We start from the raw sequence: 25,142 nt of genomic DNA, 5'->3' as shown, positions 1-25,142 counted from the left end.
TCAAGTAGCGGTGCAAATAGTAAAAAATAAGAAATCATAGGAAACCTCCAAACTTTTTACTTTAGCATATAGCAGGTTATTTAAAAATGATAGTAGGTTGAGTTGATAATTTGTATTGATAGTTAGTAGCGATTGGTGTATCCTTATTTACAAAATGATTATTTATAGGGAGGAATGAATATGGAAGCAAGAAAATTATTGGATGCATTATTGGTCGCTGAAAAGCTGAAAGATACAACTCGCCATTGCTATACTTCCAATGGCAGACACGAGAGTGTTGCGGAACATAGTTGGATGATGACTTTGATGGCTTTTTTTATGAGGGATGAGTTTCCTGAAGCTGACATGGATAAGGTTATCAGAATGTGCATTATTCACGACTTAGGAGAATGCTTTACTGGAGATATACCTACTTTTGAAAAGAACCAGGCCCATGAGCAGACCGAAAAAAATCTGCTATATAACTGGGTTCGTTCCTTACCGAAGGAATATGAAGTAGAAATGCGGGAACTTTATGAGGAAATGGCGGAGCGTAAAACAGTTGAAGCTCAAATTTATAAAGCCATTGATGGCCTTGAAGCATTGATTCAGCATAATATGTCCGACTTATCTACTTGGATTCCAAAAGAATTTGAACTCAACTTAACCTACGCAGATGATAAGGTTGCGTTCTCCGATTACTTAAAATCTTTAAGACAAGCTGTTCTTGAAGATACCATTAAAAAGATTGATGAAGCAAAGTAAATTTCTGCAATAAATAAGTTTTTATGTTTCTTTATAATTAACTATTAACTATGAAATATTAGTTAGTAGTTTTTTTATGCAAAAAAACTGAAATTAAAAAATGATTGCTCATTAACAATTGAATATAGATAGCTGATATGTTATAATAGAAGAACACTAGTTCTGTATTGGGGAAGGAGATTTTAAAATGATCAGAAGAATGCCAACCCATTGTGGGGATGATACCTGTTCGTCATGTGTTATAGCTGGGGATTACATTTTCCTGGCTCACCATGGAGGCGGGCATGATAAAGAAGATATTATCCACCAAATGCGAAAGACGTTTGAAAGCATGGAGAATACGCTTGCTTCTATTGATGCTACTCTGGATGATGTGGTACAGATAAATCTTTATCTCAGAGATATTAAAGATTTTCGATTAGCCGCTGATATTTTTAAAGAATATTTTAAAAATGGATCGCCCGCAAGGATGACAACAACAACTGAGTTTGTCAATGAAAATTGTTTATGTCAAATGGATGGCGTTGCATATAAACCATTACATATAAATAATTGCAGTAATTACAGTCATACAGATCACCAATAATATTCTACTTATAAATATCATTTACATAATATAGTGGGAGAGCATAAATGAAAGTGGGAGAAGTATGCTTATTTACAAATGATGTTATCCGATTATCAAACTTTTATAAGATGTTATTTAATATCGATAACGGCAGTAATGATAATATTCATCAATTTATCTTATCAGAGGAAACAACACTGACTGTTTACAATGATGGGGTAGAGAGAAAGACCAATGCTCACAACATTAGTATTGCATTTACGGTAGATGATGTAGATGCCGAATTTAAGAGATTAAAAAAATTTGGCATTGAAATTGTTACTCCTCCAACCCTAAGACCGTGGGGGGCAAAAAATATGAGCTTCTTAGATCCTGATAATAATCTTATAACCTTTAGATGTTTTCCTAAATGACCCCATCAAATTCCCTTTAGAATGTATTCTGAAAGGCTCCCCTTTAAAAATGGTGAATTCTAATTATTAATGGAATATACTCGATAATAATTTAGAGGCAGCGCATAGCACTGCCTCTAAGCAAAATATGCAAGAATGGCCGCTGACCGCGCCCTCGATGCTAGAAGTATAGAGTAAAACCTGTTTAAAAAGAATATTAAGATAATTGTCGAAGCAACCGGATATAATGGTTTGATTCACGCAGCACATGATCCGCCAACAAAGGCAAAATAATACTGCGTATTTTGCATTCATTGATTCCTTTTGTACCCGCTTCTTTGAAATCCCGGTACATTTGAGTTTTTTGCAAGGTTGTATCCGTTACGCTGTCAATGGTCATATCAGTAGCCGCCATTGCCGCTTGCATTAAATTATTATATTCCCCAGCAAAATCATTTGCTGTATTTATGAGGTCGCATTCAGTTGGATCAAGCAGACCTCGGATAAACAATGCATGTTCCATCATGATCTGATCCCAGAACAGCTCGGTTTCTTTTAGGTTTTCCTCTGGATTCTGCCGGTTTTCCAGCGCGATTAAATGGCTATGATACAATTTGGCTTCACGTAAGATATGATCAATAAGCAGCGGGTAGTTTGCCGTGAACATACGACAGGACAATACATCATTTAATAATCCTGTTTTGAAACCGATAAGTCCTTCCAGCATAGGTCTGACGAGGGCATTTAGCTGACTTACCTGCTGTATCAATGCAGGGGTAATCAAGGGATTGGCTCCACCATAAAGTGCTTCTTCCAGCCTCGTGATCTCCTGATTGATGGCTATGCCGGTGAAGTATTGTGTTTTTTGTTCGCTGCCAAGGGTGTAATCCGTGACGATTTCACCGGAGGACGCTACAAGTGGGCTGATAATGCCATTCCCCAATACTACAGCATTATGTAAAATAGTCTCAAACTGCTGCTTATATTGATCTGCAACTTTGGAAAAGTCAGGATTGGCAGGAGTAAAGCCGGCCTCTAAGAATAAGGAATGTTCTTTCATGATGCGTCCAAAAAACATATTTAGCTCTAGTGATAGAATTACATATTGCTGTTCAGTAATCATAGGATATCTCCTTTATTGTTCTACCAGTATCATATGACGGAGCTGATGGTTTATTAACGAATAAACAAAAAAATGTTTTTGCTTTACGAGCTTTTCCTATCACTTTCAATGAATTATAAGGGTTTTGGCTTAGTTTTCGTGCAAATATTTTCAGGTTGAACTTTACAATAGAAATAGTTATACTTATTTTATGCGGGGCCAGCCGGCAAGTAATAAAGGAATGAGCCATGCAGGAAAGGGTACGTTTAACCGAAGCGATCAGGAAGATGAGATTACGAAGACCACGAAAAAGCATGTCAATCCAAAATGTGACAATCGTCACATTTATCTGTCTGTTCCTTTTGTCCCTGGTGACTATTGAAAAACTTGTTTTAAACAATTGGCAATCTTCCATAACCAGAGAGACTGCCGGGATTTCTGAAAAGATGAATCAGGATGTGATTGAAAAGATGAATTCATTTTTCAGGGTTCCAGTTACGGCAAATGAACTAGGGAAAAAGTTGATTGAAAATAAAACCATTGATTTTTTAAACGAAAAGAGTCGTAACTCTTTTTTTATTGGCATTTTAGAATCTTGTGAAAAAGAGATTTATAGTTTTACATATGCATCGGTTGATGGAGAATATTATGGGGCCCTCAAAAATAATAAGGGGGAACTTGAACTCATAAAAAGTAATGATGAAACTGGCGGAGAAAGCTGGCGCTGTGATATAAATGAGGATATGACAGCGGGGGCGTTGATACGAAACGCAGGTACCTTTGATCCCAGGCTGCAGGAATGGTATCAGGCGGCTGAAAAAGAGAAGAGGCCTGTTTTTTCGCAAGTATACAGAGATTTCATCGTCAATGACCTGGCAGTGTCTGTTTCATGTCCCGTATATGATGAGGAAGGAACGCTTAAGGGTATTTTAGGGACCCATATGCTTCTTTCCGATATTGGGAATTATCTGAAAAACGAGGGAACCAGTTTCAAGGGCTACGTGTCTGTTATAGAGAAAGACTCCCGGTATTTAATTGCAAATTCCATGGGGGAGGATAATTATACCGCAGCTGGTGACGGATCACTGAAAAGAAATACGATCGATGACCTTTCCCTTCCGGCCTGGAAGAGCAGTTACGAGAAGTATCGTAAATCCCAGAAGACTGAATTCTCATGGATGGAGGGAGAAACGGACTGGTATTCGAACGTAAAGGAATACCGGAAAGCAGGTCTTGACTGGGTCATTATTTCTGTGATTCCGGGAAGTTTTTTTGCTGCAGAACTGAACCGGAATATCGGGGTTTCGGCGGAACTGGCTGTTATTGCCGGCGCTCTTTCCATTTGTATTTTCTTCTTGATCATCCGAAGGCTTTATAAGCCTATCAATGGCTTACTGACCATTGCGGAGAACATTTCTGCAGGGAATTTAGAGCAAAGAGTGGGGATCGTAAGGAATGATGAAATAGGAAGAATATCCAATGTATTTAACCGCCTGGCAGATAATCTGCTTGATATGGTCAAGCATCTGGAATGTATTGTTGAATTGCGGACCAAGGAGTTAAATAAGGCAAATGAGATATTAAGGGAGAGTCAGTCCCAGCTTCAGCTCATACTGGATACCGCGGCGGAAGCTATATTAGGTACGGATTTAAACGGAAGATTCACATTCTGTAACAAAAGCTGTCTACGCCTTCTGGGATATTCAAAGCCCGAGGAATTGCTGGGAAGCGATATGCAGTTTTTTGCGGATTTTCTTAGTCCTGAAAAGAATGGAGGGGAAAGAACCGGTGTGCTTAGACGGGCCGACGGTACCTGCTTTGATGCGGAGTACCGCGCGTTGCCCCAATTAAGGGAAGGAAAGCATGTTGGGTATGTCATAACCTTTGCCGATATTACCGAGCGAAAGAAGGGGGAGGAAAAGATCCGCTTTTTAAGCTATCATGATCCTCTGACCGGATTGGTAAACCGGAGGCGTTTTGAGCAGGAGATGAAGAAAGCAGACACGCAGCAGAACCAGCCGGTTTCCCTGATTTTTCTGGATTTAAACGGCTTAAAGCTCATCAATGATACCTTTGGGCATACGGCCGGAGATGAATTCATAGTTAAGGTCGCCCAGGTCTTGAAAAAGAACTGCCGGGAAGGGGATGTTGCCGCACGGATCGGCGGCGATGAATTTACGATGCTGCTTCCCCGCACGTCCGGGGAAGAGGCGGAGTCCATTGCTTCGAGGGTAAAAGATCAGGTTTCAGTGGAAAAGGTAAATATGGTGTCATGCAGTGTTGCGGTTGGAATTGGAACAAAGGCCAAGCACTGGCAGAAGATTGAACGGATCCTGGAGACAGCAGAGAACGAGATGTATAAGGAGAAGAGCATTTCTTCCATAAACTTTGGAATTCATGCAATTAACGGCATTATCACCTCTCTTCATGTGAAAAGCCCATGGGAGAAAAAACACTCAGAAGAAGTCAGCAAGCTGTGCGAAAGGATCGGCATGGCCATGGAGCTTCCTGAAACAGAAATTAAGAAACTGCGGGACGGAGCATACCTCCACGATATCGGTAAGATCACCCTGAGTGAGTCGATTCTTGAAAAGACTCATGAACAACTGACGGAAGCAGAGCATGAGATGATGAGACAGCATCCGGCCATCGGATACCGCATCCTGAATCTGTCCCAGGAAACTCTGGACCTTGCCAACGGTGTGTACGGACATCATGAATGCTGGGATGGTTCCGGGTATCCCAAGGGTTTAAAGGGCGAGGAGATCCCGCTTATTTCCCGTATTTTATCTGTTGCAGAAGGGTATGAGAGAATCTTAAACCGGGAAAATAACCGGGAAGGGGGAAAAGAAAATGCGCTGCAAGCCATTATAAATGGTTCCGGACAAAAGTATGATCCAACGATTGCTGAATTGTTTGTACTCATCATGAAGGAGAATTAATAGTGGCTCCATCATTGGATTTCCCGCATATTCTCTAAAAAGATCACCGAACCGATTGTGACTGCAACACAAAGGACCGGACGGCTGGCCAGGGGAGAACTTGATGATGATATTGAGCCGGTGAGAGGAAAAGATGAAAGTGCACGGCTTATTATGGCCCTTCAGAACACCATCCATGGATTGCGGTCATATAACATGGATATCTCAAATGTGCTGAATGCCGTGGCGGCCAAAGATTTAGCCGTAAGAAGTGCCGTGCAGTATCAGGGTGATTTCGTTCCGATCCAGTCCGCCCTGGACCAGATCTTAAGATGAGGAAATGCATAGGCTGCAGCAGTCCATGGCGAGCATTGATGCTTCTGCAAAAAAGATCCAGAGTATCATTCACATCATTGATGGGGTTATGGAGTTTCAGTTAACACAGTCTTAGAAGAAGGGTTATAAAAAATGATTGACAAATAGGCAGGATAATAGTATATTAAACATATATGTTTAGTATGTATAAGGAGAAATCAAAACGATATGAAAACGAACCGCGTATGTAACATGAATCTTATGATGAATTGTTGCTGCTGTAGATGCTTCATGAGAAGAGATACAGTTTATTTACGTGTGCGTTTTGGTATCTGATTTCCAATTTTTATCCTGAGACATAGGAATAATAAATGGAAGGAAGCAGGTATATGCGTATACCTGCTTCCTTTTGCATTTATTAATATAGTACTTATCGGAACTTGCATTGCAGGTGAAGATAAAAGGGCTGTCTATGAGCCCGTCCATCCGATCATCGAAAGCGTCTTTTGCTTTTGATAATATAAAAAGGGAGGAAGGTAATGGATGGATCACATAAGTAAAAAGGAGGGAGAAAGGAATAATCATGGATTTTGAGTTTATTCGTGCCTATATGCCGCTGTATGCAGAGGCGGCAGGTATGACACTTCGAATATCTTTTCTGGGGATCCTGCTTTCAGCAGCCATTGGTCTTTTATGCAGCCTGGTTAAGATTTTTAAGATACCGGTGTTAAAGAGTATTGTGAATGGCTATATTGAGGTATCCAGAAATACGCCTCTTTTGATCCAGCTGTTTTTTTTATACTTCGGACTTCCTAAAATCGGTGTTGTTTTAAGCTCTGAAAGCTGTGCAGTCACAGGGCTGGCATTTTTAGGAGGAAGCTACATGGCGGAAGCATTCCGCACAGGAATTGAACAGGTACCGGTCATCCAGTCGGAATCGGGACTCAGCCTGGGACTTACAAGAGGGCAGGTTTTTCGGTATATCATCCTTCCTCAGGCGGTTACCACCTCAGTCCCTGTATTTTGTGCCAACATCATATTTCTTATAAAAGAAACATCGGTGTTCAGTGCGGTTGCACTGGCTGACTTAATGTTTGTGGCTAAGGATCTGATCGGAATTTATTATAAAACAGATGAGGCCCTCTTAATGCTGGTGGCAGCATATTTAATCATCCTGCTGCCAATATCCTTATTCTGTTCCTGGATAGAAAGGAGGGTCCGCTATGCAGAATTTGGGAATTAGAATACTGTTTGAGGGAAATAATTTTCTGCGGTTGTTCGGCGGTCTCCTGGTATCACTTAAGATCGCAGTTTTATCCATGGTTTTATCCGTGGGACTTGGAATACTCCTTGGAATGGTGATGACCAGCAAAAAAAGGCCGGTCCGGTTTTTTACAAGGATTTATCTGGAGACAGTCCGGATCATGCCTCAGCTGGTTCTATTGTTTCTCGTTTACTTTGGAGCTGCAAAGCATTTGAATGTGAATTTTTCCGGTGAAATGGCCGCGGTCATTGTATTCACTTTTTGGGGGACGGCAGAAATGGGAGATCTGGTGCGAAGCGCTCTGGAATCCATACCGTCTCATCAGTATCAAAGCGGTTTTGGCCTGGGAATGACGGAGCTTCAGGTGTACCGGTATATTGTGATTCCCCAAACGGTACGCAGGCTGCTTCCGTCGGTCATGAACCTTTTGACGAGAATGATCAAAACCACTTCTCTTGTTGTACTAATCGGTGTGATTGAAGTGGTTAAGGTTGGAAAACAGATCATTGACTCCTCAAGGTACACAGTGCCTGATGCGGCCCTCTGGGTATACGGAGTGATCTTCATTCTGTACTTTGTGATTTGTTACCCGTTTTCCAGGGCTGCTGCCCTGCTAGATAAAAAATTAAAGGATTGATAATATGAGTCAGGAAATGATTTTAAAGACAGAGAATCTTAGGAAGTCCTACGAAAGCGGGCAGCCGGTTTTAAAGGATATTTCTTTTACCTTGGAAAAAGGAGAGGTAGTGGTGGTCGTAGGACCTTCCGGCTGCGGAAAAAGTACCTTTTTACGATGTCTCAACATGCTGGAGCCTATTGATTCCGGTACCATTCAGTTTAAGGACCGGATCATTGACAGGGGCAAACGGGATGTTTATGAAATAAGACAGAAGATCGGCATGGTATTCCAGAGTTACGATTTATTCCCACATAAGACCATTCTGGGAAATATTATTCTGGCTCCTGTAAAGGTGCAGAAAAGGGATAAAAAAGAGGTGACGGAGGAAGCAGAACAGCTTCTTGCCAGAGTAGGGCTTCTGGATAAAAAGGATTCTTATCCCAGGCAGCTTTCCGGCGGGCAGAAGCAAAGAGTGGCTATTGTACGGGCGCTTATCATGCATCCGGAGATCCTGCTCTTAGACGAGATCACGGCAGCCCTGGACCCGGAGATGGTACGGGAGGTGCTGCAGGTGGTGTTAGAACTGGCAAAGGACGGAATGACTATGGTCATTGTCACACATGAAATGGAATTTGCTAAGGCGGTGGCTGACCGTGTCCTGTTCATGGATCATGGCGTAGTAGTGGAAGAGAGCCTGCCGGAAGAATTTTTCACCTCACCCCGGACAGAGCGGGCAAAACAGTTTTTAAATACGTTTCATTACGAAGCGTTATAAAATAAAAATAAAATGGAGGAAGTAATTATGAAGAAGAAATTACTAGGTGCATTATTAGGCATTACCATGGCGGCAGGCCTTTTGGCAGGCTGCGGCCAGGCAAAGGACAATGGAGGAAACACCGGAGGGGCAGCTGCAAAGGCAAGAACCTTATCCGAGATCAAGGAATCCGGAACCATTAAAATCGGCGTATTCAGCGACAAGAATCCATTTGGATATGTGGATTCCAACGGAAAGATCCAGGGCTATGATGTATATCTTGCAAAGCGGCTGGCAAAAGATTTACTTGGAAGTGAGGAGAAGGTTGAATTCGTATATGTAGAGGCTGCCAGCCGGGTGGAATATTTAAAATCCGCCAAGGTGGATGTGATTTTGGCTAATTTCACTGTTACTGATGAGAGAAAGGAGCAGGTGGATTTCGCACTTCCTTATATGAAGGTGGCTCTTGGTGTCGTATCTCCTGATGCAGCTCTGATTAACGATGTGGCACAATTAAAGGATAAGACCCTTATCGTGGTAAAGGGAACTACGGCTGAAACTTATTTTTCCGAAAATCATCCGGAGATAAAGCTGTTAAAGTTTGATGAGTATCAGGAAGCTTATGACGCTCTTCTGGACGGAAGAGGAGATGCCTTCTCTACCGATAATACGGAAGTTCTTGCATGGGCCCTTCAGAATAAGGGATTCACGGTAGGAATTGAGTCCATTGGAAATCTGGATACCATTGCTCCGGCCGTTCAGAAAGGAAATAAGGATCTTCTGGATTGGATCAACAGCGAGATCGAAACTCTTGGCAAGGAGCAGTTCTTCCATAAGGATTTCGAGGAGACTCTAAAGCCTGTATATGGAGATGAGATCGATCCTGAAAATCTGGTTGTGGAAGGCGGCCAGGTTTAAGACACAAGAAACTGAGAAAAAATATCATCAGCTGTTTAATAAGAACTTAATGAGAAAAATAACCGGCAGGGCGTCTTGACGTCCTGCTTTTTTTATTTCATAATAGCATTGTTATATAACAGTGTTATAAAAAAGGAGAAACGATGAGCGTTCAGGTAAAAGATACACATCTTGCCATTTTGGAGGCGGGCAGAAAGGAATTTTTGGAGTATGGCTATGAGGGGGCTTCCCTAAGAAGGATTGCCAGGGAGGCTTCTGTTACAACAGGAGCCATATATGGGTATTTCCCAAGCAAGGAGGCGCTTTTTGATGCATTGACCGGAGATGCGGCAGATGGGCTCCTGGAAAAGTACAGACAGGTTCATGACGAATTTGCAGGTCTGTCTCCCGGAGAGCAGGCGGCTTCCCTGGATCATATTACCGATGATACGATTCCCTGGATGATCAACTATATTTATGACCGGTTTGATATATTCAAGCTGTTTTTTTGTAAGAACAGCGCGGGAGGCTGTGACAGCTATTTCGCTCAGCTGGTTAAAATCGAAGAGAAATCAAGCTGGGATTTTATCAATGCCATGAAGGAATCGGGGCATGAGGTTATGGATATTGACGGCACCTTGATCCACATCTTATCCCGATCATTTTTCCAGCATATTTTAGAGTTTGTGGCCCATGATGTCCCAAGGGAAAAAGCTCTTTCCTACTCGCTGGTTCTGGGGACCTTCCAGCACGCAGGGTGGAAGAAGATTATGGGACTTTGATGTGGAGCTGTTTCCGGTTCCTTCGAACAAAAAAGTTTTACATATTGGTTAGTTTGAACTAACCAATTTAATACAGGGAGTTGTTATTAAAAAGCGGTTACATTTTACCTAGAAAGGTGGTTTATCATGAAACAAATTAATTCTGCGGCTGCCAAGCCCAAAACCGGCATGGCAAGGTTGATGGAGCTTGCTGCTACCAAAAAGCCTCTTATGGTCTCCTCGGTGATCTTATCGGCGCTGGCATCTGTCGCCTCGTTTGTGCCTTACATCGCCATTTACTTTGTGGTGAGGGAAGTCATGGGAGTGTTCCCTGACTTTAAGAATCTTGATCTGCAAAGAACGGTTGGGTTCGGGTGGCTGGCCTTTGGGGGAATCCTGCTTAATGTATTGCTGTACTTTGCGGCTTTGATATGTTCCCATCTGGCCGCTTTTGGTACGCTGTATGAGCTGAAAGTAAACTTTGCTTCCCATCTTGCCGGATTGCCCCTGGGATTTCATATGCTGGTCGGCAGCGGTAAACTGCGTAAGATCATGGATGAAAACATTGAGAAAATCGAAGGATTCATCGCCCACCAGCTTCCTGATCTGGTGGCCTCTTTTGTAGCTCCGGTGGTCATGTTCATCATTCTCCTGGCAGTAGACTGGCGTTTTGGGCTTGCGGCCGTGATTGGCATTGTCATTGCCTTTGCGATCCAGATCAAAGCCTATGGCAATGACGGGGCGAAAACCATGATGGCAAACTTCCAGAACGCCCTGGAGGATATGAACAATGCATCTGTGGAGTATGTCCGTGGAATCACTGTAGTCAAAGCGTTTAAGCAAACGGTGTTCTCCTTCCGCCGGATGCACAGCGCCATTAAGGAATACACCCGAATGGTCATTCCTTATACCATGAGCTGGGAAAACTATATGTCTGCTTTTCAGACGGTCATCAATAACATTTACTTATTCCTGATCCCGGTTGGAATCCTGATCGGACTGCATACAACGGATTATCCTGGTTATGCAGCCACTTTTATCTTTTACCTGATCTTTGTTCCATCCATTGCCTCTGTTTTGATGAAGATCATGTATGTTTCTACCAGCGGGATGCAGATCATTGGCGGTGTGGAGCGAATGGATGAAATCCTGAATACGCCTCCCCTTAAGAATCCCCAGAGACCGAAGGAAATTTCCAGTCATGAGATTGTATTTGAAAGCGTATCCTTTTCTTACGCCGGTCAGGAGTCCCAGGCACTTTCTGACATTTCTTTCCGGGCGGAGGAAAATCAGATCACCGCAATCGTTGGCCCATCCGGCGGCGGCAAAAGCACCATTGCCCATCTCATTCCCCGTTTTTTCGATGTAACAGAGGGAAGGATCAAAATCGGAGGCGTTGACGTACGGGATATGAGAAATGAATATCTGATGGAAAAGGTCAGCTTTGTATTCCAGGATGTGTTTCTTTTTAAGCAAAGCATTATGGAGAATATCCGTTTGGGGAATCAGAGTGCCACTGATGCGCAGGTGATTGCTGCGGCAAAGGCGGCGCAGTGCCATGAATTCATTGAAAAGCTGCCGGAAAAATATCATACGGTCATAGGGGCAAAGGGCGTCCATCTCTCAGGCGGAGAGCAGCAGCGAATTGCAATTGCCAGAGCCATTGTAAAAGACGCCCCCATTGTTCTTTTAGATGAGGCAACTGCATTTTCCGATCCGGAGAACGAACATCTGATCCAGCAGGCGTTTCAGAAGCTGATGCATGGGAAGACGGTCATCATGATTGCCCATCGCCTGTCAACCATCCGCAGCGCGGATAAAATCATAGTAGTAGACAAGGGCTGCCTTATGGAGCAGGGCAGGCATGATGAATTACTGGAAAAACGGGGGAAATATTCTGATATGTGGAATGTATATACGAAAGCTCTTGACTGGAAGATGGATAGAAAGGGGATGAAAGAACATGCATAATTGGAAGGAATCACTGATGCTTACGGATAAAGGCTACAAGGATTTAAAGAAGGCTATTGCCGCCTGCACAATCACGAATCTGTCACTCATGTTTCCCTTTGCAGTGACCATTCAGGTTTTTGCCGAGCTTTTAAAGCCGATGATGGCCCAGGAGATTTCCTGGACGAGAATGTGGTTTTTATTCGGATGCGGCCTTGTCTCTGCATTGCTTGTATTTCTTGCCAGTAAAAACGACTATAAAAAAACCTATGTCACTTCTTATCTGGAAGCAGAAAATTCCAGGATCAGTGTTGCAGAACGGATCCGGAAGCTGCCTATGAGCTTTTTTAACGCAAAGGACCTTTCCGAGCTGACCACAAACATTATGGCTGACTGTTCCACTACGGAGCATGTGTTGAGCCACGTCATCCCTCAGCTGAGTGCCAATGCTATTTCCATTTCTATTATCTGTGTGATGATGGCTCTTTTTGACTGGAGAATGGCTCTCTCTGTATTCATCACTGTACCAGCTGCGCTGCTTGTCATCTTAGGCAGTAAAAAGATACAGGCTAGATTAAGCGAGAAGCAGGTGGAAGCAAAACTGAAAGCCTCCGATCAGGTGCAGGAGTATTTAGAGGGGATTAAGGTTATAAAAGCCTGTGGCTTAGACGGTTCGAAATTTACGGCGCTAGATGATGCTCTGCGCCTGATGAAGAAAATGGCAATCAAAATGGAATTCGTCACCGGAACTTTTGTCACCGGAGCTCAGATGATTTTACAGGCAGGTGTGGGGCTGACCGTTTTTGTCGGAACCTATCTGCTGACAGGGGGCAGCATCCAGCTCATCCCCATGCTCATGTTCTTTGTCATCGTTGTCAGGATTTACGGCCCGGTCCTTGTGGAATTTACCCTTTTGCCGGAATTGTTTTACCATCGGATTGCCACAAAACGGATGCGCACCCTTATGGCTGTTCCGGTCATGGATGGTGAGGGAGTTAAGCCGCTGAAACATTGGAATATTGATTTTGAGAATGTTACCTTTGGCTATAATATGGAAAAATCCCGGGAAGACAGGGTGATCAAGAACCTATCCTTATCCATACCCTCCGATGCCATCACGGCTCTGGTGGGCCCTTCCGGTTGTGGGAAAAGCACCATCTCAAGGCTGATCGCCCGGTTCTGGGATGTGAATGAGGGCTGCGTGAAGATTGGCGGAATTGATGTGAAAACCCTGGATCCGGAACATCTGATGAGCTATATGTCTTTTGTATTCCAGGATGTGGTGCTGTTTAACGATACAGTCTATAATAATATCCGCATCGGAAACATGGAGGCTACGGAGGAACAGGTTATGGAAGCGGCGAAGGCCGCCTGCTGTGACGGATTTATAAGCGCTTTGCCCCAGGGATATGAGACAATGCTTGGAGAAAACGGCAGCACACTTTCCGGAGGGGAACGGCAGCGTATCTCCATTGCCCGGGCTCTGTTAAAAGATGCGCCTATCGTTCTTTTAGATGAGGCAACCGCCTCTCTTGATCCGGAGAATGAGGCGCTGATCCAGCAGGCAATTTCCAGACTGATCGAAGGCAAAACGGTAATCGTCATTGCACACCGTTTAAGGACCATATCAGGGGCGGATAAGATTATCGTGCTCAATGAAGGCAGGCTGGCTGAGGAAGGTACTCATGAGGAACTGATGAACAACAAGGGGCTTTATGAAAGGCTGTATCGGATCCAGCAGGAAAGCCTGGGCTGGAGTGTTTAAGGGGTAAAAGTGCGCCAAGACGGATAGGAGGAGTGAATCCAGGTGAAAACCAGCCATATAGTATATAAAGTAGATGACTTGCACCGGGCAGTAAAAGAATATAAGGAAAAGGGATTCGTAGTGGAATATGGAAAAAAGAAAAATCCATATAATGCGATTATTTATTTTTCCGAAGGTCCCTATCTGGAACTGCTTGCTTCAACCGGAATGCCGGAAATCATGAAGAGGATTTTGCGTATGCTTGGAAAAAGCAAATTGACAGACCGCCTGAATGATTGGGATAACCATAAAGGGGGCCCATGCGGAGTCGCCCTTGAGAACTATAAAACAGATTTAAGGGAAGAAAAGGGGATCCTGGAAAAGTATAAACAGGGATATTTTGAAATGCTTTCACGGAGGAATGATACAAAGGGAAGAAAATTACGGTTTACATGCCTGTTTCCGGATGAGATGCAGCTTCCCTTCCTTATGACTTATTTTAACATTGATCCGAAACCTGTGAACTTTATACACCCGAACGGTATAAGAAGAATTAAGAACATATCCTTCGGAACGAGGGAAGAGTTGATACCAATTATCAAGGAACTATGTGACGATCCTGTATTGACCCTGTTTATAGGGAGAGGGATCAAAGATCTGGAATTTGAATATGCAGTTAGGGAAATATAAATTAGGCCGCCATTTTGGCGGCTGATTTTTTTGAGAACAAGATGCTAAGCAGGCGGTCTGATCCAGTGGCACCGGACAGCTTTCACGGGTTGGAATTATGTATTATGTACATGAATGCCAGCAATTGCAATGGAAAGTAGTGCAAAAGTTCAGAATGACAAAAGAAATGTAAGAATATTAAATGGAAAAGTGCACATCAAAACCTTATAATTAGACCATACGAATTAAACATTTCCATATAAGCGTAAACTAAAATAATTTAATAAAGGAGAGGTTATTTATGAAAAAAAGATTATTAACAGCTTCACTGGCAGCACTGGCGGCATTAAGCTTATCTGCCTGCAGCGGCGGCGGAAAGCCTGCAGAAACAACGGCAGCTCCCCAGACGGCGGAGACAACAGCTTCTGCCGAAACAAAGGCAGAGGAGTCCAAGGACGGAGCAGACGCGGCAAAGGCACCGGAGGATTACAAAGGAACCGTTGTCGTATATTCTCCCCATGATGCGGACCCGCTTAATGCAGGTGTGAACTTATTCATGGAAAAGTATCCAAATGTTAAGGTGGAAGTTGTCGCGGCCGGCACAGGAGAACTGTGCAACCGTATTGCAGCCGAGTCAGCTAACCCTATTGCAGACGTATTGTGGGGCGGCGGTGCAGACTCACTGGCAGCGTTTAAGGATCATTTCGCTCCCTATGTATGTGCCAATGACGAGTTCATCGGCGATGCTTATAAGGACTCCCAGGACATGTGGATCGGTGAAAGCCCACTGCCTATGGTCATTTTTTATAACAAGAACTTAATCGAGAAGGATGGCCTTGCCATTCCCGAGACATGGGAAGATTTGACAAAGCCTGAATGGAAAGGCAAGATCGCATACTGCCTGCCATCTAAATCCGGCTCCGCGTACACGCAGCTGTGTACCATGATCCTGGGCCATGGCGGCAAGGAAGACGGCTGGGATTTCATCAAGAAATTATATGACAATCTGGATGGTAAGATTGTTGACTCTTCCGGTAAGTGCCACAAGATGGTTGCAGACGGCGAGTTTTACGTAGGTCTGACCCTGGAGAAATCAGCAGTTCAGTATAAAGATGATCCTTCGGTTGGATTTGTATATCCCAAAGACGGAACCAGTGCAGTACCAGATGGTGTAGCTCTTGTAAAAGGCGCTCCCAATGAGGAGAATGCAAAGCTGTTCATCGATTTCGTTACATCAAAAGAGTGCCAGACAGAGCAGAGCAAGAACTGGGGACGCCGTCCGGTAAGAAGCGACATGGAAGTAGGCGAAGGAATGGCTAAATTACAGGATATCGTGCTGGTAGATTATGATTTTGACTGGGCAGCAAATGAAAAGGAAGCCATTATTGAGAAATTCAATGACATTATGGTCGACTAATAAAAAGGATAGGAATACATTCTGACGAAAAAGACTGTCCCGGCCCTTCGGGGACAGGACAGTCTTTTACTGTAACAGACAGAAATGCAACGAAGGTTTAAGGAGGAACGAAAGGTATGAGCCATGCAGTAATTATTAAACAGGCCGTGAAAAAATACGGTGATTTTACAGCACTTAATGGGGTGGATCTGGAGATGAAGCCGGGGGAATTTTTCACATTACTTGGTCCCTCCGGATGCGGTAAGACAACTCTGCTTCGTATGATAGCAGGATTTAATACAGTGGATGGCGGTGAGATTTGCTTTGATGACAGGGTAATCAACAACTTGGATGCCCACAAGAGGGATATCGGCATGGTGTTCCAGAACTACGCCATCTTTCCCCATCTGACCGTGGCGGAGAATGTGGCTTACGGTCTGAAAGCAAAAAAATATCCAAAAGATCAAATTTCCGGCAAGGTGGAGGAAGCCCTTGACCTGGTACAGATCAAAAATCTAAAGGACAGGAAACCAAACGAGCTTTCCGGCGGCCAGCAGCAGAGGGTGGCTCTGGCAAGGGCATTTGTCATAGAACCGGGGGTACTTCTCATGGATGAGCCCTTATCCAACTTAGACGCAAAGCTCAGAGTACAGATGAGAACGGTTATTAAAAAGCTGCAGAGACGGCTTGGGATCACCACCATTTACGTTACCCACGATCAGGAGGAAGCTCTGGCTATTTCTGACCGGATCGCAGTCATGAAGGAAGGCAACATCATGCAGGTAGGATCTCCGGAAGAGATTTATAAGAAGCCGGCGAATACCTTTGTAGCCGGATTCATCGGAGTATCCAATTTTATTGACTGTGAAGTGGATGGAAGCGATCCGGAGAAAGCTGTATTAAATATTAAGGGGGAATGCAGCTTGACATGTAAGCTGAAATCCGCCTACAAAGGAAATGGGATCATTTCTGCAAGGCCGGAGCAGTTGTTTTTCGATGAAAAGGAAGGACTTCCCGGTAAGATCGTCATTTCCACTTTCCTGGGAGATTTCATTGAGTATGAAATACAGCTGAACAACGGGCAGACCATTCAATTGAATGAGTACACAAAGGATGCCAGCGACTTGCGGCCGGACGGTCAGGAAGTGCGGGTGAACTTTGATATCAGTGCGGTAGGTGTATACGATGCTAAGACCCAGGAGGTGATATCATGGTAAAGAAAGGATGGAAGTTTGACTTCTGGTTTTGGGTAAAAGTGGTGGTGGTAGGCTTCATGCTGCTGTTTCTGATTTACCCTTTCTGTACCCTGATTACGCGAAGCTTCTTCTCCGGCAAGGTGGAAGGCTTTACCCTTGAGAACTACATCCGGTTTTTTTCGAAAAAGTATTATTATTCCTCTCTTGGGCGAAGCCTGTTCGTCTCCATTGTCACCACGGCTACGACTTTGGTCGTAGGGGTGCCCATGGCATATCTGATGTCCAGATACAACATTTTTGGAAAACGCTTTATCCATATATTCATCATAATGAGCCTTATGAGCCCGCCGTTTATCGGCGCTTACAGCTGGATCATGCTGTTCGGGCGTGCTGGCTTTGTTACACGGTTTTTTGAAAGCATCGGGATCTTTCTTCCAAGTATTTATGGGAAGCTGGGCATTATTCTTGTTTTTACTTTCAAGCTGTTTCCATATGTTTACTTATATACATCAGGGGCAATGGGAAGCATTGACTCAAGCCTTGAGGAGGCGGCGGAAAATCTGGGAAGCAACAAGCTTCGCAGGCTTTTGACCATTACCATACCGGTCATTCTGCCCTCCATCGCAGCGGGAGCCATTATGGTATTCATGACCAGCCTTGCGGACTTCGGTACGCCAATGCTCATCGGCGAAGGCTATATGGTTCTTCCCGTGTTAGTATACAACGAATATATGAGTGAGATCGGCGGCAATGCTCATTTAGCCAGCGCCCTGTCCGTGATTGTGGTACTCTGCTCGACTACGGTGCTTTTGCTGCAGAAATATTTTGTGACCAGAAAAAATTATGTCATGACAGCCATGAGACCGCCTAAGGAAGAGCAGCTTCACGGTTTCAAGCGCTTCCTGGTAACATTGCCGGTTATGCTGGTAACATTTATCGGCATCCTTCCCCAGATCGTGGTGGTGGTCAGCAGCTTTATTAAGAGCGATTTTACAGGTTTCAAAAAAGGTTTCAGTATCGAAAGCTATGTGACGATTTTTAACAGACTGTGGACCAATATCCGGAATACGTTCGTATTCTCTGCCACAGCCATTGTATTCATTATCATACTGGGCATGCTGATATCCTACATCGTAGTGCGTCAGAAAGGGATAGCAGGACAGCTTATGGATCTTCTCATTATGTTCCCCTTTGTCATTCCGGGCGCGGTACTGGGCATCAGCCTGATCGTGGCCTTCAATAAGCAGCCCATGATCCTTACGGGTACTGCCGCTATTATGATTATAGCCTTTGTAGTCAGAAAGCTGCCTTATACGGTACGGTCGGGCAGTGCATTCCTGCAGCAGATGGACCCCAGTGTGGAAGAGGCCTCCATCAGTCTGGGCGTATCACCCATGAAAACCTTTGCCAAGGTGACGGCAAGGCTTATGGCCCCGGGCATTCTGTCAGGAGCTATCTTAAGCTGGATCACCTGCATCAATGAGCTGTCCTCCAGCGTTATGCTTTATGGCGGCAAGACTAGTACCATATCCGTGGCCATATATACGGAAGTTGTACGGAACAGCTATGGTACGGCGGCAGCACTGGCTTCCATATTAACGGTCAGCACGGTCATCTCCCTGCTCATTTTCCTAAAGGTAAGCAAGGGAAAGGTTTCAGTTGTATAGTCCATCCAAAGGTTTCACAGGAAGGCTTTGGGCATTTTAAGAAAACATGGAGGGATACGAAGGATGGTAACGTTTGGCACCGGTGGCTGGAGAGCCATTATCGGAGAAGATTTTACAAAGGAGAATATCCAGAAGCTGGCGCTTGCCGTCAGTCTTAAGATGAAAGCGGAAAATGTAGAGGGAGAAGGAATTGTCATAGGATATGACAGACGTTTCCTTTCGAAAGAGGCGGTCATATGGGCCTGTGAGATATTTGGGAATCAGGGAATCAAGGTGTATTTCGTAAACCGCAGTTCCCCAACCCCCCTCATTATGTTTTATGTAATGAAGCACCGGTTAAGCTACGGCATGATGGTAACGGCCAGCCATAATCCGGCCATATATAACGGGGTCAAGGTGTTCACCTACGGCGGGCGTGATGCGGATGAGGTCCAGACCCAGGATATTGAAAGATATCTTTTAGAAGCGGAGCGGATCTATGAGCCAGACCATGAGGCGGCCGGACAGATGCCTCCAGCCTCTTATCTTGAGCTTGTAGAAAAAGGAGTGGTAGAGGAAATCAATCCTTTAAACGAGTATCTGGATAATATCATATCCGTCATTGATATGGATGCCATACGCTCCCGGGATTTCCGGGTTGCCATTGACCCCATGTACGGAGTGAGCCTTACAGCCTTAAGCACCATCCTTTCCGTTGCAAGGTGTACCATTGAAACCATCAATGACCAGCATGACACTTTGTTTGGCGGAAAGATGCCTGCGCCAACGGAACAGACTCTGCGGAACTTACAGAATTATGTGCTGGACCGGTACTGTGATATCGGGATCGCCACAGATGGAGATGCGGACAGACTGGGGGTCATTGACGATCAGGGCCGCTATCTCCATGCCAACAACATTCTGGTGATGCTGTATTATTATCTTCTGAAATACAAGGGCTGGCGGGGACCCGTGGTCCGAAGCCTTTCCACCACCCATGTTCTGGACCGGGTGGCGGAGAGCTTTGGGCAGAAATGTTACGAGGTTCCCGTAGGGTTTAAGTTTGTATCTGCGAAAATGCAGGAGACGGATGCCATCATCGGCGGAGAGTCCTCCGGCGGCCTGACGGTTAAGGGACATATTCATGGCAAGGATGGAATCTATGCCGCTTCCCTTCTGGTAGAAATGATGGCTGTATCAGGGAAAAAGCTGTCTGAGATTGCAGCAGATATCCGCAGAGAGTATGGGGCGATCCATATGGCAGAGCGGGATTACCGTTTTACCAATGAGAAAAAGGAGAGAATCAACCAGATTCTCATGATTGACCGGAAACTGCCAAAGTTGCCTTTTGAAATTGACAAGATCTCATATATCGATGGGTGTAAGGTCTACTTTAAAAACGGCGGCTGGGTGATTGCAAGATTCTCCGGCACAGAACCCTTGTTGCGGATCTTCTGTGAGATGGCAGCAGAGGCAGATTCCGTGAGCGTGTGCAGTTTGTTTGAGGAATATCTGGGACTGCAGGAAGGATAGGAAAAGGAAGAGGAAAAGGCTGCTGCAAAAGGAGGTTACTATTTTGCAGCAGCCTCTCTGTGTTTCCTTTATAAAGTGTCGAAGCGGATATAGGTGCGGTCATCAAAGCTGTCATTTCCCATAACTAACCCTTTGGTGCCCTTGTTTTCCCGAAAGCAGAGGGGATCTTTTTGTATGAGCTCCTTTAAGGCGGCTTCGCTTTCAGCCAGAGTCTCCTTTAGAACTGGATAGCCGTCGCTTGCAAGAACTAACCGGGAGTGTGGAGGTACGGTATGGATGATGACACGATCTGAGCGAATGGGAAAACCGTTTAACACATCATATCCATAATCAGAGTCCTCATTGGCGAAAAGAAGCTGGCGGCGCAGGAGGGGAAGGATGTATTCCCTCCCGGTGTCATGGCTGAAAAGTGACGCTTCTGTCCGGCCTGAAAGAAGCTCCGTTTGAATATAAAGGCTTCTGACCTGGGAAAGCAGGCTGTCAATGGCTTTGACTTGCTGATGGTGGATGCCGCCAATGAGACATTGGCAGTCACCAAAGGCCCATACCTCCCTGCGGCTGATACTATACAGGATGAGAACTGCCTGCAGGCGTTCTTCAGGTCTTTCCTCCAGGATGGAGCGGCGTGAGCGGCAGGCCCTGGCCAGGGATTCGTTTAAATAGTCCATGGCGCCGGCGCCGTCTATGTCGGAAGGCATGGTGCTTAAGGCATCAAGCAGCACCTCTTTTGCGTAGCATCCGCTGGTCATGTTTCCGGGACGGCCTCCCGGGTTTTCGGGCCAGGTAAGGGTTCCCTTGCTTGTAACTCCGTCGATTACTGCGATAAAGTTCTCATTTACAAACAGTCCATCTTCGCACAGGCTGCTTCCGGTGTGTTTTGGGATAATGGATTGTTCTATGATACGTACGGCCATGGCAGGCACCTCCATTTGTCTATTAGGTAAAGTTTACCATAATTATGGTCTTCTGCCCATGGCAATATAAGCACTTTTTTGATATAATGGACAAAACGAAACCATACTGCGGACAGGAGAGGAGGAATCGTCTATGAGACTTTCTGACAGCACCAGGAAACGATGGCCGGCGGTCTGCACGCTGTCTCTTATTTGCTGCGTCCTGCTGTCTTCCTGCCGGCCGGAAACGAGGGAGCAGCCCATGAACTCCCAGGCGGATCTGGTGGTTTACTCGGTCCAGGAAAAAGGGATATGCGAACCTGTTGTCAAGGAGTTTGAAGAACGGACAGGCCTTCATGTAAAGGTAGAAAACGGATCTTTGGAGGAACTGTTAAAAAAATTAGAGGATGGCAGCGGCCCATATGGTGATGAGGGGGAAGCATGGGATGTGGTATTTGGTGCAGGAATTGAGACCCTGGAAGAAAAAAAGGAATACTGGCAGGCCTATGAAAGCCCGGAAATCCCAACCATAGCCGGGACGTTCCGGTGTGAAGATCATAAGTGGACCAGCTTTTCCGTCTGTCCCTTAGTCATCATGTACAATACCAACGTGGTGACATACCGGGAGGTGCCTGCGGGCTGGGCCAGCCTGTTGGAGCCAAGATGGAAAGGCAGGGTTGCTTTTGTGGATCCCGGTATGTCGGATATCTATTCCTCAGCGCTGGCTACGGCTGTCTATACATACCGGGGAGAAGGAGACTATATGAAGCAGCTGGCAGATAACCTGGAATACGGGAGTCTTTCCAGCTTATCGGAGGTGAATTCCGGTATTTTGGATGGCAGGTATTCCCTGGGCGTCACCATAGAAGGGGCGGCCCAGGCGCTGCGCTTAAGAGGCGCAGATGTGGACTACATTTACCCGAAAGAAGGGACCACGGTGCTGCCGGATGGTACTGCCATTGTAAACGGCTGTCCCCACCCGGAGGCGGCCAGGCGTTTTTTGGATTTCACGGTCAGTAAGGATACACAGAGGATCCTTGTTTCGGATTTAAACAGGCGCTCCGTGCGGCTGGATGTGCCTCCTCTGCCAGGACTTTCCCCTGTCAACAGGCTTCCCATCATAGATATGGATTTAAAGGGTCTTTCCCGGAAAAAAAAGGAAATACAAAAACAATGGAATAAGGTTCTGACTGTGTATAAAAGGAGGACTGGAGGATGAAGTGGTACGGTCAGTTTTCTTTCAAGACACGGGTATTTTTGGGATGTCTATTGGTAGCTCTGGTGCCTCTTACCTTTTCAAGCGTGGTGGTTACCAGGCTTTTTGCAGCTTCCATTAACCGGCAGCTGGCGGTGGAGGGAAACCGGCAGCTGGAGGAGGTAAGCACGAAACTGACCCAGCTGTTTGAAAACTGTGAGAAGGCCTGTGAGACTTTTACGGCAGACGGTACAGCAGCCAGGGTAATGATCGATAAGGATGCCATTGAGATGCAAAAGGATTTATATCTGTCCTTATATCAGGCGGTTCAGGAGATATACAGCAGCGCCCAGTTCAGCATTTATGATTCAGGCGGAAAGCTTCGTTTTACAACGGACACTGCTTCAAAAAACAGTTCTCTTCCCATACGCTGGGGGCTTTTAATGAAGGCACAGGAAGCGAGCGGGATTACCTATTACAGGACGGATCCCTATCTCCCGGAAACGGATAAAAATATCCTGATGCAGGGAGCCTATTCCCTGGAAAATTCCCATGGAGCAAGAACCGGATATGTGGTTCTTGATTTCTCACGTGAAAATTTTGACAATCTGTTAAATGGCTTCTATTCTTCCGGGGATACGTTTTTAGTGCTGGATTCCCATCAAAGGCCCATTTACTGCTCCAGTCCGGAGTATGGGGAAAAGGAGATCAATGACATCATCTTTCATGGAATATCAGGACATGAGGGAGAAAAGGGAAGAGGAGTGTATACCAGGTATTTATGGACCAGGGAACCTTCCCAGGGGATCTATGTCATCCTAAGACGTTCCGCACCAATCAGTGCAGATGCCATCCGCACGATGGGAACGGTGAGCATACTTTTATCGGCTCTTGGTCTGGTCCTCTGCCTGATGATTTCCGGTGCTCTATCAAGAGGCATTGCCCAGCCGGTGAGCCAGCTTGATAAGGCTATGGCAAAGGTGAAAAAAGGGGATTTATCCATCCGCATTCATACAAACCGGCAGGATGAGCTGGGAAGGCTGACGGAAAGCTTTAACCAGATGACAGGCGACTTACAGAAATACTTAGAGGATACGGTTCAAAAGCAGAAGGATTTAAATAAGACAACCATTAAACTGTATCAGACCCAGCTAAACCCTCATTTTCTCTATAATACCCTGGATACGATTAAGTGGAATGCCAGGATCAACCAGATTCCGGAAATTGCCATATTGGCAGAGAATCTGGCGGTAATCCTGCGAAGAAGTATTTCCAGCCGCCCTTTCATCACCTTGAGGGAGGAATTAGAAACCATTGAAAGCTACATCCAGATCCAAAAAATCCGTTTTACGGGCCGTTTCCTCTATGAAACCGAGATACCGGACCAATTGGAGGACTGCATGGTGCCCAGAATGTTTTTGCAGCCATTGGTGGAGAATGCCATCATCCATGGGCTTGATGGGTGCGAGAACGGATACATCTGTATTTTTGCAGATCAGAAAGATGGAGTATTAAGCATATCCATTACGGATGACGGGTGCGGGATGGATAAAGAAATGGTGGACTGGATCAACAGTGACAATCCTGTGAAAAGAGATGGACACTTAGGGCTTTATAATGTGATCCGAATACTGAAAGTTTATTACGGACAGGAATATGGGATCAGGGCGGAAGTGACAAAGGAGGGAACCACCATTGCGTTAAGACTGCCGGTCCAAAGGGAGGTGACGGATGTATAAAGTCATAGTTGTGGAAGATGAGACGATGGTCCGCCGGGGAATCATTTTGACCATTAACTGGGCGGCTCTGGACTGTGTCATAGCGGGTGAGGCCGCTAACGGGGAGGAAGGGGCCAGTCTGGCAAAACGGCTCTCCCCGGACATTATCGTAACAGATGTGAAGATGCCCCGCATGGACGGGGTGGAGATGATCACCAAGCTTCGGGAAGAAGGGTGCAGAGCGAAGTTCATTATCCTGACTGCTTACGGGGATTTTAAGTACGCCCAAAGTGCATTGCGGTTAGGGGTCAGTGATTACCTCTTAAAGCCCTTAAAGGATGGAGATTTAGAACAGGCCATCCTGCATATCCGGAGCCAAATCGAGCAGGGGAAGGAAAAGGAAGCAGGAGAGGTTTCAGCACCGGTCCTTCTTTTTAATGCGGACAAGAAGTCCAAGAACAAATATGTGGCTGAGGCCATCCGGTACATCCGGATGCATTATCAGGAGAACATCACCATTAGTACGGTGGCGGAATACTTAGAAATCAGCGAAGGATATTTGAGCCGGGTATTAAAAAAGGAAACGGATTATACATTTACCAGCTATCTTACATTTTACCGGATGCAGGTAGCCATGTCCCTGTTAAAGGACTGCCGGGTCAAGGTTTATGAGGTGGCGGATCAGGTGGGGTATTCGGACACTGCCTATTTCAGTGCACAGTTTAAGAAGCTTTTGGGAGTATCGCCTTCGGAATATCAGGAAAGATGCGGCAAATAAGAGGGCTTTGTTTGCCGGTTTAATTCTATTGTAAATGAATGGTAAATATGGTATAATGAGAATATAATTCAATAAAGATTCAAAAGA

Annotated in this window: 22 protein-coding genes; 20 read left to right on the top strand and 2 right to left on the bottom strand. The window is 45.2% G+C overall.

Annotated features, from left to right (window positions below; translation table 11 throughout):
- Nucleotides 1-180 precede the first annotated feature (180 nt).
- From BMX69_RS10745 to BMX69_RS10735, 3 genes are all read left to right on the top strand, one after another.
- The gene (locus BMX69_RS10745) at nt 181-744 is read left to right on the top strand and encodes an HD domain-containing protein (RefSeq protein WP_100042340.1); all 564 of its coding nucleotides are present in this window, start codon (nt 181-183) and stop codon (nt 742-744) included.
- Between the two features lie 187 nt (nt 745-931).
- Nucleotides 932-1,330 (top strand): RidA family protein, encoded by a 399-nt coding sequence (locus BMX69_RS10740; protein ID WP_100042339.1) that lies wholly within the window; start codon nt 932-934, stop codon nt 1,328-1,330.
- A gap of 47 nt (nt 1,331-1,377) precedes the next feature.
- Entirely contained in the window at nt 1,378-1,725 is a 348-nt protein-coding gene (locus BMX69_RS10735; protein WP_054789872.1) for a VOC family protein, read from the top strand.
- Between the two features lie 196 nt (nt 1,726-1,921).
- On the opposite strand, the gene BMX69_RS10730 is transcribed toward BMX69_RS10735, so the two are convergent.
- Nucleotides 1,922-2,827 (bottom strand): DUF2935 domain-containing protein, encoded by a 906-nt coding sequence (locus BMX69_RS10730; RefSeq protein ID WP_100042338.1) that lies wholly within the window; start codon nt 2,825-2,827, stop codon nt 1,922-1,924.
- Between the two features lie 227 nt (nt 2,828-3,054).
- Between BMX69_RS10730 and BMX69_RS10725 the strand changes: the two genes are divergently transcribed.
- The 14 genes from BMX69_RS10725 to BMX69_RS10655 all read left to right on the top strand — a co-directional run bounded on the left by BMX69_RS10725 (nt 3,055) and on the right by BMX69_RS10655 (nt 20,471).
- Nucleotides 3,055-5,748 carry a diguanylate cyclase gene (locus BMX69_RS10725; RefSeq protein ID WP_100042337.1) on the top strand — a complete coding sequence of 898 codons (2,694 nt, stop codon included), beginning with the start codon at nt 3,055-3,057 and terminating at the stop codon, nt 5,746-5,748.
- A gap of 18 nt (nt 5,749-5,766) precedes the next feature.
- Nucleotides 5,767-6,063 carry a HAMP domain-containing protein gene (locus tag BMX69_RS10720; protein ID WP_330387731.1) on the top strand — a complete coding sequence of 99 codons (297 nt, stop codon included), beginning with the start codon at nt 5,767-5,769 and terminating at the stop codon, nt 6,061-6,063.
- A 562-nt stretch (nt 6,064-6,625) separates the two neighbouring features.
- Complete coding sequence (locus BMX69_RS10710; RefSeq protein WP_054789879.1) at nt 6,626-7,285, top strand: amino acid ABC transporter permease; 660 nt, start codon at nt 6,626-6,628, stop codon at nt 7,283-7,285.
- Entirely contained in the window at nt 7,266-7,943 is a 678-nt protein-coding gene (locus tag BMX69_RS10705) for an amino acid ABC transporter permease (RefSeq protein ID WP_100042336.1), read from the top strand. Before BMX69_RS10710 ends, BMX69_RS10705 begins: the two co-directional genes overlap by 20 nt.
- Before the next feature lie 4 nt (nt 7,944-7,947).
- On the top strand, nt 7,948-8,700 hold the full coding sequence (locus BMX69_RS10700; protein ID WP_100042335.1) for an amino acid ABC transporter ATP-binding protein: 753 nt from the start codon (nt 7,948-7,950) through the stop codon (nt 8,698-8,700).
- 27 nt (nt 8,701-8,727) lie between these two features.
- Complete coding sequence (locus tag BMX69_RS10695; RefSeq protein ID WP_100042334.1) at nt 8,728-9,597, top strand: cysteine ABC transporter substrate-binding protein; 870 nt, start codon at nt 8,728-8,730, stop codon at nt 9,595-9,597.
- Nucleotides 9,598-9,740: 143 nt separating this feature from the next.
- The gene (locus BMX69_RS10690) at nt 9,741-10,358 is read left to right on the top strand and encodes a TetR/AcrR family transcriptional regulator (protein WP_054789882.1); all 618 of its coding nucleotides are present in this window, start codon (nt 9,741-9,743) and stop codon (nt 10,356-10,358) included.
- Nucleotides 10,359-10,484: 126 nt separating this feature from the next.
- Nucleotides 10,485-12,308: an ABC transporter ATP-binding protein gene (locus tag BMX69_RS10685; RefSeq protein WP_100042333.1), complete on the top strand. Its 1,824-nt coding sequence runs from the start codon at nt 10,485-10,487 to the stop codon at nt 12,306-12,308.
- A complete protein-coding gene (locus BMX69_RS10680) occupies nt 12,301-14,052 on the top strand; it encodes an ABC transporter ATP-binding protein (RefSeq protein WP_100042332.1) in 1,752 nt (583 codons plus the stop codon). The genes BMX69_RS10685 and BMX69_RS10680 overlap by 8 nt, the downstream gene beginning before the upstream one ends.
- Before the next feature lie 42 nt (nt 14,053-14,094).
- Nucleotides 14,095-14,721, top strand: coding sequence for a VOC family protein (locus tag BMX69_RS10675; protein WP_054789883.1), 627 nt, complete (start codon nt 14,095-14,097; stop codon nt 14,719-14,721).
- A 280-nt stretch (nt 14,722-15,001) separates the two neighbouring features.
- The gene (locus tag BMX69_RS10670; RefSeq protein ID WP_025233711.1) at nt 15,002-16,117 is read left to right on the top strand and encodes an ABC transporter substrate-binding protein; all 1,116 of its coding nucleotides are present in this window, start codon (nt 15,002-15,004) and stop codon (nt 16,115-16,117) included.
- Between the two features lie 116 nt (nt 16,118-16,233).
- Nucleotides 16,234-17,313: an ABC transporter ATP-binding protein gene (locus BMX69_RS10665; RefSeq protein ID WP_092251036.1), complete on the top strand. Its 1,080-nt coding sequence runs from the start codon at nt 16,234-16,236 to the stop codon at nt 17,311-17,313.
- A complete protein-coding gene (locus BMX69_RS10660; protein ID WP_100042331.1) occupies nt 17,307-18,959 on the top strand; it encodes an ABC transporter permease in 1,653 nt (550 codons plus the stop codon). Before BMX69_RS10665 ends, BMX69_RS10660 begins: the two co-directional genes overlap by 7 nt.
- Nucleotides 18,960-19,022: 63 nt before the next feature.
- Complete coding sequence (locus BMX69_RS10655; RefSeq protein ID WP_100042330.1) at nt 19,023-20,471, top strand: phosphoglucomutase/phosphomannomutase family protein; 1,449 nt, start codon at nt 19,023-19,025, stop codon at nt 20,469-20,471.
- Nucleotides 20,472-20,539: 68 nt separating this feature from the next.
- Here BMX69_RS10655 and BMX69_RS10650 read toward each other — a convergent pair whose 3' ends face one another.
- Nucleotides 20,540-21,385 carry a hypothetical protein gene (locus tag BMX69_RS10650; RefSeq protein ID WP_100042329.1) on the bottom strand — a complete coding sequence of 282 codons (846 nt, stop codon included), beginning with the start codon at nt 21,383-21,385 and terminating at the stop codon, nt 20,540-20,542.
- A 133-nt stretch (nt 21,386-21,518) separates the two neighbouring features.
- On the opposite strand from BMX69_RS10650, the gene BMX69_RS10645 reads away from it, so the two are divergent.
- From BMX69_RS10645 to BMX69_RS10635, 3 genes are read left to right on the top strand one after another with little or no spacing between them, the layout of a single operon-like run.
- Nucleotides 21,519-22,583 (top strand): extracellular solute-binding protein, encoded by a 1,065-nt coding sequence (locus BMX69_RS10645; RefSeq protein ID WP_100042328.1) that lies wholly within the window; start codon nt 21,519-21,521, stop codon nt 22,581-22,583.
- On the top strand, nt 22,580-24,298 hold the full coding sequence (locus BMX69_RS10640; protein WP_100042327.1) for a sensor histidine kinase: 1,719 nt from the start codon (nt 22,580-22,582) through the stop codon (nt 24,296-24,298). The genes BMX69_RS10645 and BMX69_RS10640 overlap by 4 nt, the downstream gene beginning before the upstream one ends.
- Complete coding sequence (locus BMX69_RS10635; protein WP_054789887.1) at nt 24,291-25,055, top strand: response regulator transcription factor; 765 nt, start codon at nt 24,291-24,293, stop codon at nt 25,053-25,055. Before BMX69_RS10640 ends, BMX69_RS10635 begins: the two co-directional genes overlap by 8 nt.
- Nucleotides 25,056-25,142: the final 87 nt, after the last annotated feature.

Source organism: Lacrimispora sphenoides JCM 1415, from assembly GCF_900105615.1.
GTDB lineage: Bacteria > Bacillota > Clostridia > Lachnospirales > Lachnospiraceae > Lacrimispora > Lacrimispora sphenoides.
The sequence above is the reverse complement of the archived record's forward strand: the minus strand, read 5'-3'. Positions and strand labels throughout refer to the sequence as shown.